Origin of the sequence: Alteromonas sp. BZK5 (assembly GCF_014349115.1) — a bacterium.
Lineage (GTDB): Bacteria > Pseudomonadota > Gammaproteobacteria > Enterobacterales > Alteromonadaceae > Alteromonas > Alteromonas macleodii.
Genome location: NZ_JACSOE010000006.1, coordinates 33,020 through 50,877, shown reverse-complemented (window position 1 = coordinate 50,877; position 17,858 = coordinate 33,020). Strand labels below are relative to the sequence as shown.

Here is a 17,858-nt window from a genome sequence, read left to right as displayed (position 1 = left end):
CCGAAAACATCCTAACCCTTCAAAACCAATAACAGAGAAAACCATGAAACTAAGCAGTTTATTTGCACTAACGCCTATCGCGTTTGCTTTGTCGGTAAATGCGCAAACAACTCAAAGCGATACAGTAGAAGTAAAAGAAGCAGACGTAGAAAAAATTCGTATTGTAGGTGTTCGCCAAAACCGTGTTAGCCGCGGTGCAACTGGCTTAACCATGGAAATCAGTGAAACGCCTCAGTCTATCAGTATTCTTTCTGAAGACCTTATGCAGTCGTTCGGTGCGTTCAACATTAATGACGCACTAAAGCTAGCACCAGGTATTAACGTAGAAGAGTGGGAAACTAACCGTACTAACTACACCGCACGTGGTTTTGAAATTAAAAACACCCAAATTGATGGTGTAGGCCTGCCTAACGACTGGGGTATTGTTACCGGTTCGGTTGAAGCTTACGGTTACGAAGAAATTGAAGTTATTCGTGGTGCGAACGGCCTGCTTACTGGTGTAGGTAACGCGTCAGGCACCATCAACTATGTGCGCAAGCGTCCTACTAACGAAGAAGGCGGCGAAGTGGGTGCAAGCATTGGCTCTTACAACTTCAAGCGCGTTCAAGGCGATTACTCTATGCTGCTTACAGAAGACGGCAGCTGGGCGGCGCGTGTAGTAGGTAGCTTTGAAGATAAAGAGTCTCACCTAGATGGTTTAGAAAACGATCGCGGCTTTGTATACGGCGTTATTGACGGTCAGCTAACGGATAACGCAACGATAACCTTCGGTTTGTCATACCAAGATGCCAATACCGACGGCAACACGTGGGGCGGGCTAGTATTCAACTATACCGACGGTACGCAAGCTGAGTGGGATATTAATGACACCACTACGCAAGAATGGACCAAGTGGGATACTGAAACCACTAACGCCTTTGTTGAACTAGACTATGAGTTCGACAACGATTGGCAATTGCTACTTAGCTATAACTTCCGTGGTTACGAAGATGAAAGTAAGCTGTTTTATGCTTACGGTGCCATTGATAAAGAGACTGGCCTAGGCTTAGTTGGCTGGCCAGGTCGTTACGATTCTGAAATTGACTCTCACCTGTTAGAAGGCCGTGTATTCGGTGATTTCGAGCTGTTTGGTCGCAGCCATGAAGTTAACTTTGGTGTAAGTCACGCTACTAGCGACGACGTGTCTTTTGTTCATGCGTTTGACTACGCTACTACTCCTGCATACGGCCCAACACCAGCATTCCCGTACGGCTTAGATGCGATTGCTGAGCCTGAGTGGTTAGGTGTGTCTGAGTACTCAAATATTGAGCAAACACTAACGCGTTACTTCGGCTCTGCTCGATTCAGCGTAACAGACGCAATGCACATCATCGCTGGTTTTAACGCGATCGACTTCGAGCGTACTGGCCAAAACGCGGGCGCGGTTATCGATAACTCAGAAAGCGAAGCCAGCCCTTATGTTGGTGCGACTTACGCGGTAACAGAAGATGTTAATGCGTATGTGAGCTACTCTGACGTATACCAGCCACAAGAACAGTATGACGTAAACGGCCAATACCTTGACCCAACTAAGGGTAAAAACTTTGAAGCGGGCTTCAAGGCACAGTGGTTCGACGACAGACTACTAACAACTTTCGCTTACTTCACCGCTGAACAAGATAACTTGGCAGCATATGCAGGTACTAACCCTGAAACTCTTCAGTACTACTACAAAGGCGTATCGGTAGAGTCTGACGGTTTTGAAATTGAGCTAGCGGGCCAGTTAACTGATGATCTGCGCATTAACGCGTCTTACACCAACATTGATGTAGAAGACGAGCAAGGTAACGACGCTAACCTATGGGCACCACGTGATGTAGTGACGTTCCAACTAGGTTACACCGTACCGCAAGCGCCAGAAATTGAAGTAGGTTTTGGTGGTAGATGGCAGTCTGAAATTAGCAACGTAGACTACAATGTTAGGCAGGGCGCTTACTTCTTAGGCAACGTTTATGCTTCACATGCATTTACCGAAGATTTCACCGTTCGCATGAACATCAACAATATCTTCGACAAGAAGTACATTAACAGCCTACATACGGTTGGTTACTACGGTGCGGGGATCAACGCTCAGTTGAGTGCATCATATACGTTCTAATATGAACCAAAACATGAATAATTAAAATGCGGCTTAGGCCGCATTTTTTGTTTGTGATTCATCACTAATGGAACAGTTTGCTTAGGCTCTTAATTTAAATTTTTATTAATTGATTAAAATTAGACCAGTTGCTATTGTTTTAAAACGTTCAGAAGATGGAGTTTCAAATGAATAAACACTTAAACAAAGTGTTCCCAAATGCCGTTAAGTTGTCAGTACTAACGTTAGGTGTTTTTCTTGGCGGCCACCTCGCCGCACAGACCGATAAACAAAGCTACGAAACAATCGACGTAGTAGGTGAGAAAACTTCTCCCCAACTGAAGCGTGCATTCGACAAGCAGCGTTTCGAGTTCCTAGAGTTGTATAACAGCATTAATGAGGTCGCAAAGTTCGACGTAATCTGTAAATACCACAAGCCAATTGGAAGCCAAATTGCCCGTAAAAGTTGCGAACCGCGTTATGTGAAAGACTTTCGTTCAATGATGATGCAAGTCTCGTCTACTGGCCCGGGAATTGATTTTAACCGCTTACCCAGCGATGACCATATTCGCTTTCTTACTAACGACACGAGAGAAGATGCTTTCGAGCATGTTGCAGCGTTGATTGCCACCCATCCAGAACTATTTGATAGCTTTACTAAACTAGACGCTATTCACCAGCGCATTGAGCAGCGTAAAGAAGAAGTTTACGAAGATTAATTCATGAAAATCACAGGAATTAAAATGAACCGTATTCTTAAAAAACATTTGGCACTAAGCGCTGCTTTAGCGCTTTTTTCACTAACCAGTGGCCACGCAATGGCCCAGTTAGATAAGCAGAAAGTAGAGCGAATCGATGTTGTGGGGCAGAAAACAACGCCTCAACTCGTAACAGCTTTTGAGAAAGAACGCTTTGCTTTTTTGGAGCTCTACAACGAAATTAACAACGTTGCTAAATTTGACATGATATGTCATCGCAGTAAGCCCACCGGTAGCCAAATTGTGCGTAAGCATTGCGAGCCTAGGTATTTGAAGTCTTACAGGTCCATGATGATACAAAAAGCCAGCAACACGTCGACTAGCGATAATACGTACATCAACTTTGGTCTATTACCTCATGATGACGACATTAAATTTCTTACCAAAAATACTCGTGAAGAAAATCACGACCATGTTGCAGCATTAATCGCAACACACCCAGAGTTATGGGAAAGCTTCAAAAAGCTTGATGCTATTCACCGTAAAATAAAGCAGCGGGAAGAAGGCAACTAGCGCTGTTTGGTGCAGCTGCTTAACCTATAAAAAATGCGGCTTAATGAAGCCGCATTTTTTGTATCAATTATAACTACTGATACTTCTTAAGCTCTAGTCGTGACACCATGCCTTTATGCACTTCGTCAGGGCCATCAGCTAAGCGAAGGGCTCTTGCACCAGCGGCAAATCGCGCCAGTGGGAAGTCGCTACACATACCCGCACCGCCGTGAATTTGTAGTGCCATATCCACCACGCTTTGTAGCATATTCGGCACCACCACTTTAATGGCTGATATTTCGGTCATAGCGTGCTTTACGCCTAAGTTGTCAATTTTCCAAGCGGCGTGGAGCGTGAGTAAACGCGCTTGCTCAATAGCCATGCGTGCATCGGCTACGCGTTCTAAGTTGCCACCTAAGCGTATGATTGGTTTACCAAACGCAACCCGTTCGTGACCGCGTTTAAGAGCAAGCTCTAGCGCTTTTTCTGCCATGCCGATAGCGCGCATGCAGTGGTGAATACGGCCCGGGCCCAAGCGCCCTTGTGCAATAGCAAAGCCTTTGCCTAAACCCATAATTAGGTTGTCTTTGCTCACGCGCACATTATCGAAATGCATCTCCCCGTGGCCGTAAGGCGCATCGTAATCGCCGTAGGCATCTAGCATGCGCTTAATGGTGATCCCTGGTGTATCAAGCGGCACTACGACCATACTGTGGCGACTGTGCTTGTCGTTATCGGGGTTAGATAAGCCCATGAATATGGTTATAGCAGCGTTAGGATGGCCTAACCCTGTCGACCACCACTTTTTACCATTAATGACTACGTCATCGCCATCTTCAATAATGGTGGCGGCCATATTGGTGGCGTCAGACGAAGCAACATCAGGCTCTGTCATACCAAACACCGAGCGTATTTCACCTGCTAGCAATGGTTTAAGCCATTTCTCTTTTTGAGCGTCGCTACCGAAGTGATACAGCACTTCCATATTGCCGGTATCAGGCGCATTACAGTTAAAAATCTCTGGTGCAAAGAGGTATTTTCCCATGCGCTCTGCCATAGGTGCATATTCAAGCGTGGTTAGGCCCTGACCTAATTCAGCATCGGGCAAAAATAGGTTGGCTAGCCCAGCTTCACGCGCTTTAGCTTTAAGCGCTTCAGTACCAGGGTGCAGCTTCCAGCTTTTCCAGTCACCGTGATTATTTTCTTTATGGTGAAAGTCGTAAACTTCATCTTCAATTGGCGCTAAATGCTCGGCTATAAAATTATCGAGCTTCTCTAGTAAGGCTTTGGTTTTGTCGTTATGTGAAAAATCCATAGGGCACCTTTTTACATTCGTTGAAATTGTACTAATTAAATATAGAGAGTATTTGCTTTGCATCTCGCACTTGGGTCGCCGCAAGTTAAAATGTAGGGACTGTCTCTAAAGCGTGCGATAACTGTTCGTTAAACGCATAGTAGAGAAAGTTGTTAAGTGAATGAAATGAAATATAATCCTTAAATGGTGTGAATCTCATTCATGGTGGTGGCAATGTTCGAAAACAGACAATTCGAGAAGTTGGATCTAAACCTGCTAAAGGTTTTTGAAGCGCTTTGGCAGCATAGGAATATGACCCGCGTAGCTGAAGCGCTCCACATTACGCCATCGGCGGTTAGCCATGCCATGCGCAGGTTTAGGGATATTTTGGGCGATCCACTTTTTGTTAAAGAAAAACAAAGCATGTTGCCTACTGCGGCCTGCGAACGGTTAGCGCCCGCTATTCTTAAAGCCCTAAGCGATATCCGAAAAGCATTGGGGGAGTTTGCCGACTTCGACCCGTTACACAGCCATCAGCGCTTTGTTATTGCCATGCAAGAGTCTCTTGAATTAGGCGTTTTACCTGTCCTGCTTTCAACCCTTGAAAAACAAGCACCTAATGTCGAAATAGTAAGCACTCGCTTACATCGAGATACAATGCTGGCAGACTTAACAAATCGAAATCTACACCTTGTTATTGATATTGGTCGCGCCGTCGCTGCGCCCATCTCTCACTCACTATTGCGCCGCGACACCTACAAGGTGCTTATGAATAAGCAAAACCCGTTGGCACAAAATATAGATAAGAAGAAGTATGTGGCGGCACGCCATATAACGGTGTCGAACCGGGCAAAAGGGGCGTCGGTAGAAGAAATTGCGCTGCAGCAACTAGGTATAAGCCGTCCTTCATTATGGCGTTGCCAAAACTATCGCGCCGCGGCAGATGTGGTGGCTAGCACTAACGCTTTGTTAACTTTGCCAGGCTCTGTGGCTGATGCGGTAAGCGATGATAACCTGATTAGCACCAAACTGCCGTATCAGCTTCCCGCGTTGGAAACACACCTTTACTGGCATAGCCAGCAGGAAGGCGAGCCCGGGCTAATGTGGTTACGCAATTTAATGCTACACTTGTTCGCTGAATCTGGTCTTACCAGATAGGTTCTGATAGGATTCAGCGCTATAGGCATTATCACGCAGCTCACACTTTGCCAGCGATTGGCGGGGTTTAGTGCTAGCGTACATGAGGTATGTCAGATAGCACGGTTGGCGCGAGCTCGGGTGAAAAGGAAGCAGTAATGAAAATTCACACATTAGCAGGCTACATACAGCATATCTATCTTGTTGAAGACAGTAACGGGCTGCTATTGCTTGATGGCTGTAGCCGCGCCGATGTAGACAACGTGTGTCGATACATTACGCAAACCTTAGGTCGTCCGTTAAGTGACTTAAAGCTGATTGTGGTTACACATATGCACCCAGATCACGCCGGAGGCGCCATTAAACTACGTGAACGTACTGGTGCGCAGGTGGCATCTCATCCCAAAGCGATTAATTGGTATGCTGGGTTTGCTGGGCGTACTGCTCACGGCATAGATTTGTTGCTAACCTGGTGGGTGGCCAATCGTATTGGCAAGCCAAGAATGCCTATTTGGTACAACCCAATACTAGCGCCAGATATGACGCTTGCCGACAATCAGTTACTGCCCGGTTTTCCTGACTGGCAGGTTATGTACACGCCGGGCCATACCGACCACGATTTAACGCTAAAGCACATTCCCACGCAGCAGGCTTACATTGCCGATGTATTGGTACAGGTGAAAGGTGAACTAGTACCGCCATATCCGTTATGTCACCCAAACCAATACCGCGAAAGCTTAAAGAAGCTGGCCCAGTCACATATTGATACATTCTTTTGTGCTCACGTTCCGCCCACCAAAAAGTCGGATATCGATTTTGAACACGTTATTGAGAACGCGCCGCGCAAACCTAAGAATCACTGGCATTCCAGTAAAAATCGCATAAAGAAAAAGCTATTCAATAAGACTCGCGAGCATTAGTTTATTAGCCGTCGTTAGCGTTACTTATTTACGAAGCGGCGTGTTTAGCTGGCACTGCCCTTGCTTTTCCCTCTTAATAACCACATTAATCCTATAGGCATATCTATAATAACGAGAGGGCAATAATGTATAGGCCGCACTCTCTGGGTATTATTTTTAAAGGTTTAGGTTTAAGGGAATAGGAACTGCAAAGGCAGAATACAAACAAAATAATGCAAAAAAATATCGCTACGCTTTTTGACAAGACTCGGGCAATGGCGTCGCTAACTGGCGACAAACTTAGCAGTGTGTTTAACAAAGAAACTCACAGATTCACCATTACCGGGCTAAGTCGAAGCGGTAAATCTATGCTGTTCACCAGCCTTATCACTATGCTGAAAAGCCGTAGTGAAGAGGGCTATGCGTGTTTGCCTTTGCTACGTTATTTGCCGCCATCCCAAGTGCTTGATATGCGCATAGAGCCCATTGAAGGCTACAAACCGTTCCCGCATATACAGAACATTGCTGATCTTGAAAACGGCCAATGGCCTAAGGCCACCGAAGAAGCATTCGGTTTTAAGCTGGTGGTGCGTTTAAAAGAAACCGCCTCATTGAAGCGTCATGTACTGCCTCATAGCGATGTGGTGTTTGAGTTTATTGATTACCCTGGAGAATGGGTGACCGACATTCCCATGCTAAGTAAAACCTATGCACATTGGTCAGACTCTGCGTGGGCTCAGCTTAGCAGTGGGCCGCAGCAGTATTTTGCCAACCAGTGGAAAGCGTTTGTTAATCAGTTTGATTTTGAGCAAGAGCCAACCGAACAACGTATTCAGCTGCTGGTTAATGCCTATCGCGATTATTTAGTAGACGCGAAGGCCAACGGCATATCTCTTCTTCAACCGGGCAGTTTTTTATTGGAATCGAGCGACTTCGATTGGCAGGCCTTTGGCTTTACGCCGCTTCCGTCTAGCATCACCAGCGATGTATCACATCCTTGGTTTAAAATATTCGACAAGCACTTTGCTAAATTCCAAAGTGGGTGGTTAACGCCGCTAAAGCAGTCCATTTTCAAAGAAACCGACAAGCAAATAATTCTTGTCGATTTGTTTGAAGGGCTTAACCACAGCAGACAGCATTTGTATCAGTTAAAAGAAACTCTGAGTCATTTGGCCGACACCTTTGTGTACGGGCAAAGCACGTGGTTTTCACGCAATGTGCTGAAAAAAGAACAAATAGGCAGAGTGGCGTTTGTTGCCACTAAGTCTGATCTTGTGCCTGTAAGTCAGCGCGCTAACTTACTTAATTTACTTACCCAAATTACCGAAGGGGCGAGAGCACGGTTTGACGGTAAACCCATACAATTCGAGCATTTTTTAGTGTCTAGCATGCAAGTAACCGACGAAGGTAGTAACGACGATGCTATTCGTTACAAAGACACTGATGGCCGCTATGTAGAATCTACGTTCGAACCTATTCCCAGCACTCTGAAAGAGATGGAAGAGGGTAGCCACTTTCCAGTACCTGATGTGAGTGTGCCTAGCGATTTTAAGGCGCGTATTTTAGCGGGTAAGGGCGTAGATAGATTGCTTCAGTTTTTACTGGGCAAAGGAGAGTAAGAATGAGCGATAAACCTTATACATTTGACGAAAGCCCAGAACAAACAAGCCAGTCTACGCTTAGACGCGATGCAATTTACGGCGATGCCGGTGAGAAAGAGCAGCATAATGCGGTGACTGGATATGGTAAACCTAATAATGACCATGAAAGGGATGCGGTAACAAAACCGCAGTACAAAACCAAAGTTAAAACACAAACCTTAGACATAGCGCAGCCTGAAACCAAACTTCCGCAACAAGTTACCGAGGATGTATGGGAAGTGGATACTAAAAAAGGTGGCCTGTCGTTAGGTGCGGCAACATTAGGGTTTGGCGTTGTTTCATTAATTGGCTTTTTCGTTTTTGAAGCTTATACCACCCTTGCGGCAAACATTTCCGAGCACCCCATCGGTACGGGCGTACTGGGCACATTATTGGTTGGTTTTGTAAGCTGCTTTAGCTTTTTGAGCTTTAAAGAGTGGCGAGGTTACAAGCAAGTAAATACGGCGATGGAAGATGCAAGCGTTATCCGAGATTTGCTGGCTAGTAATGGGACAGAGCCTTCAGCGCAAAAGGAGCCTTCAGCGAAACAAAATCCATCAGCGGGAACAGAAGCGTCGCCGCAGAAAATAGATCGCGTGTTAAGCCAACACGGCAAACGCTTTTCGCGGGAGTCTTACGCAGCGCATTGTTTCGACCGTTATAAGCAGCAGCTTCAAGACGATATGTCAGGCCCAGAACGATTAGGTCTGTACAAAGACACGGTACTAAAACCTGTTCAGGAAAAGGCGCACAAGGTGCTGAATAAAGAGTCGGTGACCGCCGGAAGCCTTGCTTTTATAAGCCCCAATAATCTTATTCAAACTTTTGCTGTGGTATGGATTAGCTTTCGTACCATTCGTCGAATGGCCCGCGTGTATGGACTAAGGCCAAGTACAGCAGGCAACTGGAAGTTGCTTAAAGTGTTGGCGCAAAACATTGCGGCGCAAGGCGTGTTTGACTTAGCTACCGACGAAGTTGCCAATCAAATTGGCGGCAGCTTGTCGGCGAAGTTTATGGAAAATTCTGCTGAAGCGATTGCTGCGGGCGCGCTCAACGCCCGTTTAGGGCGAGCGTTGATCAAGTTACTTAAATAGCGTGTCTTGCCTGCTTGTTAGGCTGCGCTAGTGATTTTTTGCGCAGCCTAACTACAACAACAGTGTGTTAGCGAAAGCCCCAAAAGGTTGCAGTCATTCCGTTATAGCGCCTTTTTAGTGGGCACCACCACGTTAGCAAAGATTAATCCCGCCACTAGCGACATAAAGATAAGAAATACTTCTTGTCCCAAATGGTCTGCCTTCACAAAGTCTTGGCCCGTCATAAACGAGTTCAAGCCAATATAGGTCTTAGACCCCGGCACCAGAACTATAAGTCCGTGCATAGCCACAATGGTCGCGGGTTGGTTAGCAATGCGGGTGAACGCATTCGCAAAAATGCCTAATGCAAACGCACCCACGAACGCGCCCAGCCCAGGGCTCATGTAATCAGAGCTCCATGCGGTAGCACTGTAGGCAATAAATGCTGCTGCCAATGCCCATGGAATGTGTTTAATACGCGTTCTGAATATTGCAACTAGGGCAATACACAGCAAGAATACCGCTAGCCAAGTAGCCCAGTAAGGCAGCGATTCTGCAGGGGTATACACGTTTTCACCAAATGCACTAAAGCCCACTGACACACCCAAAAAAGCACCGAAATACAGCTTAAACAGCTGCATGATGGCGTCCATAGTACGAGCCGTGCCCGACACCATGTTGCGAGATGAAAGCTCGGCAAGGCCCATTGTCAGCGCTAGTCCGGGTACAAATACAATGACCGATGAAAGCACAACCAGCGGAATGTTAATGCCAGGGTCAACGTATTGACCAATAGCACAGGCAAGAATGCCGCCAACGAACGCGGTGACAGGCTCTAGCATCAAGTTTACACGTTTAGACTGCTGTGCCCATAAGGTCCAAAGATAAGCCACAATACCCAAGGCACCCGACCAGCCAATTTCACTCCAGCTTGCACCCATTAGCATAGCAAACGCGCCGGTGGCCATAGCAAAGGCAACGCCTGTCACCCATTTACCATAAGGGCTGCCCATGGCATCTATTTCATTTAAGCGCTTGTCAGCTTCACTTAAGGTTAATTTGCCCGACAGCAGTTCGCTGGCTAGTTCATCGGTGAGCGACAACGCGTTCATGTCTAGCTCGCCTGGAAGCAAACGCGCAGCGTGGTTATATTCGTCTTCGTGACGGTCACTCCAGATAACAAAAGTCAGTGAAGTTGGCGTTGAAATAAATGAAGCGTGTACGCCTAAATACTTAGCGACTTCACCTAGGTAAGCTTCTAGTCGGAACGCAGGGGTACCGTACTTGTGCAGCATTTTGCCTAGCTTCACTATAAATCTACGAATTTGAATAAATTCAACGGTATCCAACGCACTGCCCTTTAGTTTTGATAAATCTAATATGAGATAAATGAGACAAAAAAGCCAGACGCATAGGTAAAGTGTCTGGCTAAAATTTGGGCGGATTGTACGGAGGGTTTTGCACGAAAGCAAAACAAATTTTCTCTTATTTTCCCTTACAAAAACTAATCGATTAATCCATTAAAAGTACGCTCTTTTAGCGCGAGTTTTCAAACGAAAAATACAGGTATTCTTGCGCTTAAACACGTTCTGTAAACGGCATCCAGTCTTTCCATACGGGTTCCAGTCCTTTCATTGAAAGTGCGCTCACGACGTCTGATACAGATCGGTTGTCGTCAATATCGAATTGATTTAGTGCCTTCGATGGGGCGCTGTAACCGCCAGGCTGTGTTTGCGACGCTGCACTCATAGACGTTATGCCAAGTGGCATTACGCCATCCCGAAATACTGCCGACTCTCGGGTAGACAGCGAGAGTTCTGCTTGTGGGTTAAAAATGCGGTGGGCGCATATTAGCTGCAGCAGATCTCGCTCGTTAGGGAGTTTACTGTTGGTGAGGGCGTTGCCGCCAGTGCTGTTACCTTCACAGCTACGAAGGCGCGGAAAAGCAATAGATACACGGCTTTGCCAGTAGTGTTGCTGTATTAACTTGCCGTGAAGGGCGGTCATGGCGCTATCAACCCGCCAGTCGCCTAAACCCAGTAGTGCGCCAATGCCTATTTTATCAATGCCGGCTTTCCCTATGCGATCGGAGGCTTCTAAGCGCCATAAGAAGTCCTGTTTTTTACCTCGAGTATGGTAATTAGCGTAATGCTGCGGTGAGTAGGTTTCTTGATACACTAACACTGCGTCTAAGCCCAGGTACTTCAAGGTTTCATATTGCTCGCGCTTTAAAGGCTGTACCTCCATCATAAGGTAGCTCACCTTTTCGCGAATGGCGCTTAGTGTTTGCTCAAAATATTCCATCCCCACTTTGGTTTCATGTTCGCCAGTAACCAGTAACACCTGTGAAAAACCTAAATCTTTAATGGCTTCAATTTCGGTCAATACTTCGCTTATAGACAGGGTTTTGCGCTTTATTTTGTTGCTCATGGTAAAGCCACAATAGGTACACTCGTTGGCACACAAGTTTGATAAATACAAAGGTACAAACAGTTGCATGGTATTGCCAAAGCGATGGCGAGTAATTGTTTTAGCGCGATAGGCCATGGCTTCTAAGTACTTAGCGCCAGCGGGAGAGATCAGCGCCATGAAGTCGTCTAAAGAAAGTGTATCTTTACCTAACGCTCGTTCTACGTCGCCCGCTGTTTTGCTGTTTATCGACATAGCCACATGCGACAAGTCTTGCTGCATTAATGCCTGCGCTACCTTCATACCGCCGGCTCCAAAAAGGCGGTAAGCGGGCTAGAGGCTTGGGCAATACTGCTGGTAGCACCAAGTCCAGCTTCAAAGGCATTTCGCCCCGTTTCTACGGCGCTTGCGAAAGCTGCTGCCATAGCAACTGGGTCCTTAGCCGTGGCGATAGCCGTATTTACCAGTACCGCATCTACTCCCAGCTCCATGGCCGCCATAGCTTCGCTTGGCTTACCAATGCCTGCATCTACAATGACGGGTATCGACGCTTGCTCAACAATAATTTGCAAAAAGGGTTTGGTTTGTAATCCCTGATTGCTCCCAATTGGCGCGCCCAATGGCATAACGGCAGCGCAGCCTACCTCTTCTAAGCGTTTACATAAAACGGGGTCTGCTCCGCAGTAGGGCAAAACGTGAAACCCTTTTTTAACCAGTGCTTCTGCGGCAAGCAGGGTTTCGATGGGGTCGGGCAACAAGTAGCGTTGGTCTGGATGAATTTCCAGCTTCACCCAAGGGCTACCTAATGCTTCGTATGCAAGTTCGGCGGCGAATATGGCTTCTTTCGCGTTCTTCGCTCCCGACGTATTCGGCAAAAGAGTAACGCCCAATGCTTTTAATGCCGAAAGCGTTTCATCTTGTGAACTATGGCTGGCGACACGCTTCATTGCCAAGGTCACCATGCTGCTCTTGGCTGCCTGTACCGCGTTTTTCATGGTGTCTGGGTTACTAAATTTGCCAGTGCCAGTTAACAGGCGGGAAGGGAAGGTGTGATTTGCGAGTGTTAGCATTTTAGCCTCCTGCCACTAGGGTGAAGATATCCACGGTATCGTTGTTACTTAAATACGTCGTCGGCCATTCTTGCTTGCTGATAATGGCGGCATTTTTGGCAACGGCAGTGCCTTCGTCTTTCAATTGTTTAAGGGCAATTAATTCACTAAGTGATATAGGAGAAATCACGCTCATTAATTGATTGTTCACGTTGATGTTAATTTGGGTCATTGGCATACCTCACAAGAAGAAGAGGGGGGAAGCTTGAAACTTTGCAGCGTGCCTTGGCCTGCATGGGCGTTTACGTAATGGCCCCATTTAATATCGGCATCGAAGCCTCTTGCCAGAAATAACAAGGCTTGGGTAGCTTGGTGGCACGCTGCCATGCCTACTACTGGGCCTAGTACACCTTTGCTAACGCAATCTTCGCGTACGGCAACATTATTCACTAAACATTCATAGCAACCGCAGGTGGCTGAGTTTTGAGGCAAGTTCAGCGCTTGCCAGGTAAGCCCACTGGCTGCGGCAATAAAAAGTGGAATAGAGGCGCGAAACGACGCTAGGTTTATCTGTCTTCGTACCGTCACGTTGTCGGTGCAGTCCAGCACGCAGGTGGCTGATGCAATTAACGTTGGTAAGTTGTTACTATCAGCAAATAAGCTTTTAAACTGTATGTTTAAATGCGAGTTCACTTTACGCAGTTCATTGTAAAGCGACTTGGCTTTTAGCTCTCCTAGGTGCATTTCGTTGTAGCTTATCTGGCGCTGCAAATTACTGATGTCGACGGTGTCACCATCTATAAGTGTAATGTTGCCCACGCCTGCGCCTGCTAAATAGCGGGCGGTTAAGCTGCCTAATCCACCTAAACCAACGATAACAGCGTGTGCACCCGCCAAATTAAGCTGTCCGTCGTGATCAATGCAATCGAGTAAAAGTTGTCTGCTGTAGCGACGTATATCCTGATGCGCTAACTGCTGGCCCACTGAGTGACTAAGTGAATGAGTAGCTGAATGACTAAGCAAACCCAGCCTCCTCAACCAATGCTTGGTAGGCTTTTAGCGGGTGTGCTGCCTGAGTGATTGCACTTACCACAGCAATGCCGTTAACGCCGGTTTTAGCTACATCGCCTATGCGCGATAAGTTAATGCCACCAATAGCAACGGTGGGAATGCCATCGCAAAGCTGCACATACTTTTCTAAACGTGCTACACCTTGAGGCTTTGAAGGCATGTCTTTGGTATTGGTGGGGAAGATATGACCAAGGGCAATGTAAGACGGGTTTAAAGCGCGAACACGTTGAATTTCAGCGAAGCCGTGCGTTGATATTCCAAGCCGTAAACCCGCACTACGGATGGCGCTTAGGTTTGCGGTGTCGATATCCTCTTGCCCCAAGTGCACACCGTAAGCTCCGAGTTCTATGGCCAGCTCCCAATAGTCATTAATGAATAATTGGCAGTCGGTGTGTTTCACCAATTCTATTGCCTCTTTTATTTGCTGACGAATGTCTTCTTGGGAGCCTTGTTTAACCCGTAGCTGCATTATTTTTACGCCCGTTGGCCAGAGGCGGGCTATCCATTGCACACTATCCACTACAGGGTAGATGCCTAAATGAGTATGAGTAAGTGCAGGAAAGTGGCCTTCTTTACAAGACGAGGCTTCAAGAAGGGTATCCTTATCCCGCTCTTTTTCATTGGCAGTGGCGCCACGTTGATGAAAGGTCACCAGCGGAAAGCTCTCTGGTTTTGCGGGAAAGCCGTTGGTTCGTGCAAAGTAGGCGGTTAATTCGTTACTTATGGCGTTTGCGTTAGCCGCTGCGCATTGCTTTGGTAGTGTATGGCCACGAACTTCGCTGACGTAAGCATTAGCAAGCGTAAGTGCGTCTTCAATGCAGTAGTCGTGCACAATGAATGCCGCTAATGCGCTGGCTAACATACAGCCTGTGCCGCGAAGGTTGCCGTTAGCGTATTTCGGCTGGCTAAAACGAAGAGTGTGAGAGGCACAAACAAAAATATCGCTTACATTTTTTTGCCAGTGGGCGTGACCGCCCTTAACGTAAACGCTCTTTGCGCCTTTACCCCTTAGCCGATTGATTGCAGTTAGCAAGCTCGCTTCATCAACAACAGGCAAATGGGTGAGCCACGCAAGCTCATCGATATTTGGCGTAACGATATCTACCGTATTCAGCAGTTCGTCAACTACGCTTTCGCTTAACTCACTCAGCACGCCACCGGACGAGGTAGACAGTACAGGGTCCCATACAACGAAGGGGCGAGGGTTAGATGTTTTTTGAATACGTGCACACAACAACAGCGCTTGCTCATCATTAGCAATAGCGCCAATTTTAATAGCGCGTGGTGGGGTATCTTCAAACAGCACCTGCCACTGCTGATTTAATGCCGACGCGCACATGCTTTCCTTACTAAGCATGATTGAGTTGGACTGCACGGTAAGTTGTGTAGTGAGCACACAAGCATGGATGTTCAGATCGGCCAATGTAATGGCGTCGCGGGTAACGCCCGCACCACCGCTACAGTCAACGCCTCCCACACACCACACTACAGGAAGTGCAGTGGTGAGGTTGTTGGGTGCAGGGCTTATGGACGCTTTCGCCATCATGGTAGCTCTACCTTGCTATCTGCAGTGTGATAAAGTTCCGCGCCAGACTGATTGAATGCCTGGGCCATGTCTTTCATGCCTTTTTCTTTCTCAAACTCTTGCTGCTCTGCTTGTTTAGCCACATCGCGCACTTCCTGAGAAATTTTCATGCTGCAAAATTTAGGGCCGCACATAGAGCAGAAATGCGCAACTTTGCCAGACGCCTGCGGCAAAGTTTCATCGTGATAAGCGCGCGCGGTATGCGGGTCGAGAGCTAAATTGAACTGATCTTCCCACCTGAATTCAAAGCGTGCTTTCGACATGGCGTTGTCGCGAATTTGTGCACCTGGGTGGCCTTTTGCCAAGTCGGCAGCGTGGGCTGCAATTTTGTAGGTGATCAACCCCTGTTTAACGTCTTCTTTGTTAGGTAGGCCCAAATGCTCTTTAGGTGTTACATAGCACAGCATTGCGCAGCCATACCAACCAATCATGGCAGCACCAATACCTGAAGTGAAGTGATCATAGCCAGGAGCGATATCGGTGGTGAGGGGGCCAAGGGTATAAAACGGTGCTTCGTGGCAGTGCTTAAGCTGCTCTTCCATGTTCGCTTTAATCATATGCATGGGCACATGCCCCGGGCCTTCAATCATTACCTGAACATCGTACTCCCATGCGATTTTCGTCAGCTCACCAAGGGTACGTAATTCAGAGAATTGCGCGTTATCGTTAGCGTCAGCTACGCTACCAGGGCGCAGGCCATCACCTAGCGACAGCGCCACATCGTACTTAGCGCAAATTTCGCAAATATCGTGAAAGTGCTCATACAGAAAGCTTTGCTGGTGGTGGCTTAAGCACCACTTTGCCATTATCGAACCGCCGCGCGATACAATGCCAGTAACCCGCTTTGCGGTAAGGTGTACGTATTCAAGCAGCACGCCAGCGTGAATCGTGAAGTAGTCTACGCCTTGTTCGGCTTGCTCAATTAGGGTGTCTTTAAACATCTCCCACGTTAAATCTTCGGCTACACCGTTTACTTTTTCTAGCGCTTGATAGATGGGGACGGTGCCCAGGGGAACAGGGCTATTTCTCAGCAACCATTCGCGTGTTTCGTGAATGTTTCTGCCGGTAGATAGATCCATGATGGTATCAGCGCCCCAGCGCGTTGACCACACCAGCTTCTCTACCTCTTCTTCAATAGACGAGGTGACTGCTGAATTACCAATGTTTGCGTTAATCTTTACTAGAAAGTTACGCCCTATAATCATTGGTTCCAACTCGGGGTGATTGATGTTGCATGGAATAATGGCGCGGCCTGCGGCCACTTCCTGGCGTACAAATTCAGGCGTGATGGTCTCGGGTAAATTCGCGCCAAAGTGTTCGCCTTTGTGCTGCTGCGTCAGTTCGGCATCTTTAATGGCTTGGCGGCCCATGTTTTCGCGAATGGCAATGTATTCCATTTCTGGAGTAATAATGCCCTGTCTTGCGTAGTGAAGCTGGGTTACGTTTTTACCTGCTTTTGCTTTTAGTGGTTTGCGGCTGCGAATAAAGCGGAAATCTTCGGTAAATATGTCGTTTTCACGCTCTTTTGCAAAGCTTGATGAAACGCCCTCTAATTCAAGGGCATCGCTACGCTCTTCAATCCACGTTTGGCGAAGCGGAGCTAGGCCTTTGTGCACATCTATGTTTTCTTTTGGGTCGCCGTAGGGGCCTGAAGTGTCGTAAACAGGAATTGGCGGATTTGGCTCTAAAATAGGATTGTCTTCAGTACCACCCACTAAACTGTCGTGTTGGTGAATAAGGCGCATGGCCACACGAATATCGTCACGGCTGCCACACTCGTAGTGGCGTGTTGAATTTGGGTAAGCTTCGCCAGCAAGTTCATTAATGAATTGTTGTGCTTGTTGGCGCTGTTCGCGTCTGTTCGACATAGCATTTTACCTTGTAAATTTAGGTTCTAAAAATGCTTGTCAGGAGTGAAGGAGAATACAAAGTGTAAGTGTAGAAGGGGATAATCCCGTTACTTTAGCGAGATTGTTGGTAAAGGTTCTGGTGATTACAGCCCTTTACACCGTTGATGTTGACTTGGGGATAAACTTGAACAGTTTACCTTGAGTGACGAGCAGCACCGTAATGGGTGTGTCTGTATCATCAACAGCAAAACAACTTCGCTTCACAACGCTAAACCACGGTTTAACATTGTGCACATTGTATTTTCTTGTTCCCTTCGCAGGTATTAGCCTGATCAGGTTCTACGGATCCCACTTTCGCGGTCTCAGCTTACTGGGTTACCAGTGAAGCACTCCGACAAGTTGTTTAAGTCAATTCGGGTTGTTGTTGAAACAACCCGAATTGAGAATTCCTTTTTACTATATCTTCAATTTTACGGGTAATACAA

15 protein-coding genes and 1 riboswitch are annotated in these 17,858 nt (G+C 47.0%); of the genes, 7 read left to right on the top strand and 8 right to left on the bottom strand.

From position 1 onward, the window contains the following. Positions 1-43 precede the first annotated feature (43 nt). The 3 genes from BIZ39_RS03185 to BIZ39_RS03175 all read left to right on the top strand — a co-directional run bounded on the left by BIZ39_RS03185 (position 44) and on the right by BIZ39_RS03175 (position 3,387). Complete coding sequence (locus BIZ39_RS03185; protein ID WP_187446328.1) at positions 44-2,137, top strand: TonB-dependent siderophore receptor; 2,094 nt, start codon at positions 44-46, stop codon at positions 2,135-2,137. A gap of 167 nt (positions 2,138-2,304) precedes the next feature. Beyond that, positions 2,305-2,835, top strand: coding sequence for a hypothetical protein (locus tag BIZ39_RS03180; protein WP_039227006.1), 531 nt, complete (start codon positions 2,305-2,307; stop codon positions 2,833-2,835). A 3-nt stretch (positions 2,836-2,838) separates the two neighbouring features. After that, on the top strand, positions 2,839-3,387 hold the full coding sequence (locus BIZ39_RS03175; protein ID WP_187446327.1) for a hypothetical protein: 549 nt from the start codon (positions 2,839-2,841) through the stop codon (positions 3,385-3,387). 73 nt (positions 3,388-3,460) lie between these two features. Here BIZ39_RS03175 and BIZ39_RS03170 read toward each other — a convergent pair whose 3' ends face one another. Further along, the gene (locus BIZ39_RS03170; RefSeq protein ID WP_187446326.1) at positions 3,461-4,681 is read right to left on the bottom strand and encodes an acyl-CoA dehydrogenase family protein; all 1,221 of its coding nucleotides are present in this window, start codon (positions 4,679-4,681) and stop codon (positions 3,461-3,463) included. Between the two features lie 213 nt (positions 4,682-4,894). Here BIZ39_RS03170 and BIZ39_RS03165 point away from each other — a divergent pair, with 213 nt between their 5' ends. The 4 genes from BIZ39_RS03165 to BIZ39_RS03150 all read left to right on the top strand — a co-directional run bounded on the left by BIZ39_RS03165 (position 4,895) and on the right by BIZ39_RS03150 (position 9,430). Further along, entirely contained in the window at positions 4,895-5,818 is a 924-nt protein-coding gene (locus BIZ39_RS03165) for a LysR family transcriptional regulator (RefSeq protein WP_075177690.1), read from the top strand. A gap of 137 nt (positions 5,819-5,955) precedes the next feature. Then, the gene (locus BIZ39_RS03160) at positions 5,956-6,717 is read left to right on the top strand and encodes an MBL fold metallo-hydrolase (protein ID WP_156077699.1); all 762 of its coding nucleotides are present in this window, start codon (positions 5,956-5,958) and stop codon (positions 6,715-6,717) included. Between the two features lie 212 nt (positions 6,718-6,929). Continuing rightward, positions 6,930-8,315: a YcjX family protein gene (locus BIZ39_RS03155; RefSeq protein WP_014947789.1), complete on the top strand. Its 1,386-nt coding sequence runs from the start codon at positions 6,930-6,932 to the stop codon at positions 8,313-8,315. Between the two features lie 2 nt (positions 8,316-8,317). Further along, positions 8,318-9,430, top strand: a complete 1,113-nt coding sequence (locus tag BIZ39_RS03150) for a YcjF family protein (protein ID WP_187446325.1) — start codon at positions 8,318-8,320, stop codon at positions 9,428-9,430. A gap of 101 nt (positions 9,431-9,531) precedes the next feature. Here the strand turns inward: BIZ39_RS03150 and BIZ39_RS03145 are convergent, their stop codons facing one another. The 7 genes from BIZ39_RS03145 to thiC all read right to left on the bottom strand — a co-directional run bounded on the left by BIZ39_RS03145 (position 9,532) and on the right by thiC (position 17,391). After that, entirely contained in the window at positions 9,532-10,758 is a 1,227-nt protein-coding gene (locus BIZ39_RS03145) for a threonine/serine exporter ThrE family protein (RefSeq protein ID WP_014947791.1), read from the bottom strand. Positions 10,759-10,987: 229 nt separating this feature from the next. Then, positions 10,988-12,121: a 2-iminoacetate synthase ThiH gene (gene thiH / locus BIZ39_RS03140; protein ID WP_187446324.1), complete on the bottom strand. Its 1,134-nt coding sequence runs from the start codon at positions 12,119-12,121 to the stop codon at positions 10,988-10,990. After that, on the bottom strand, positions 12,118-12,888 hold the full coding sequence (locus tag BIZ39_RS03135) for a thiazole synthase (protein ID WP_187446323.1): 771 nt from the start codon (positions 12,886-12,888) through the stop codon (positions 12,118-12,120). The genes thiH and BIZ39_RS03135 overlap by 4 nt, the downstream gene beginning before the upstream one ends. A 1-nt stretch (position 12,889) precedes the next feature. Next, on the bottom strand, positions 12,890-13,099 hold the full coding sequence (gene thiS / locus BIZ39_RS03130; protein ID WP_187446322.1) for a sulfur carrier protein ThiS: 210 nt from the start codon (positions 13,097-13,099) through the stop codon (positions 12,890-12,892). Further along, positions 13,096-13,890, bottom strand: a complete 795-nt coding sequence (locus tag BIZ39_RS03125; RefSeq protein WP_187446321.1) for a HesA/MoeB/ThiF family protein — start codon at positions 13,888-13,890, stop codon at positions 13,096-13,098. The genes thiS and BIZ39_RS03125 overlap by 4 nt, the downstream gene beginning before the upstream one ends. Then, positions 13,883-15,484, bottom strand: coding sequence for a thiamine phosphate synthase (gene thiE, locus BIZ39_RS03120; protein ID WP_187446320.1), 1,602 nt, complete (start codon positions 15,482-15,484; stop codon positions 13,883-13,885). Before thiE ends, BIZ39_RS03125 begins: the two co-directional genes overlap by 8 nt. Then, positions 15,481-17,391: a phosphomethylpyrimidine synthase ThiC gene (thiC, locus tag BIZ39_RS03115; protein ID WP_222936435.1), complete on the bottom strand. Its 1,911-nt coding sequence runs from the start codon at positions 17,389-17,391 to the stop codon at positions 15,481-15,483. The genes thiE and thiC overlap by 4 nt, the downstream gene beginning before the upstream one ends. Positions 17,392-17,665: 274 nt before the next feature. Further along, positions 17,666-17,777: riboswitch (TPP riboswitch) on the bottom strand. Positions 17,778-17,858 lie beyond the last annotated feature (81 nt).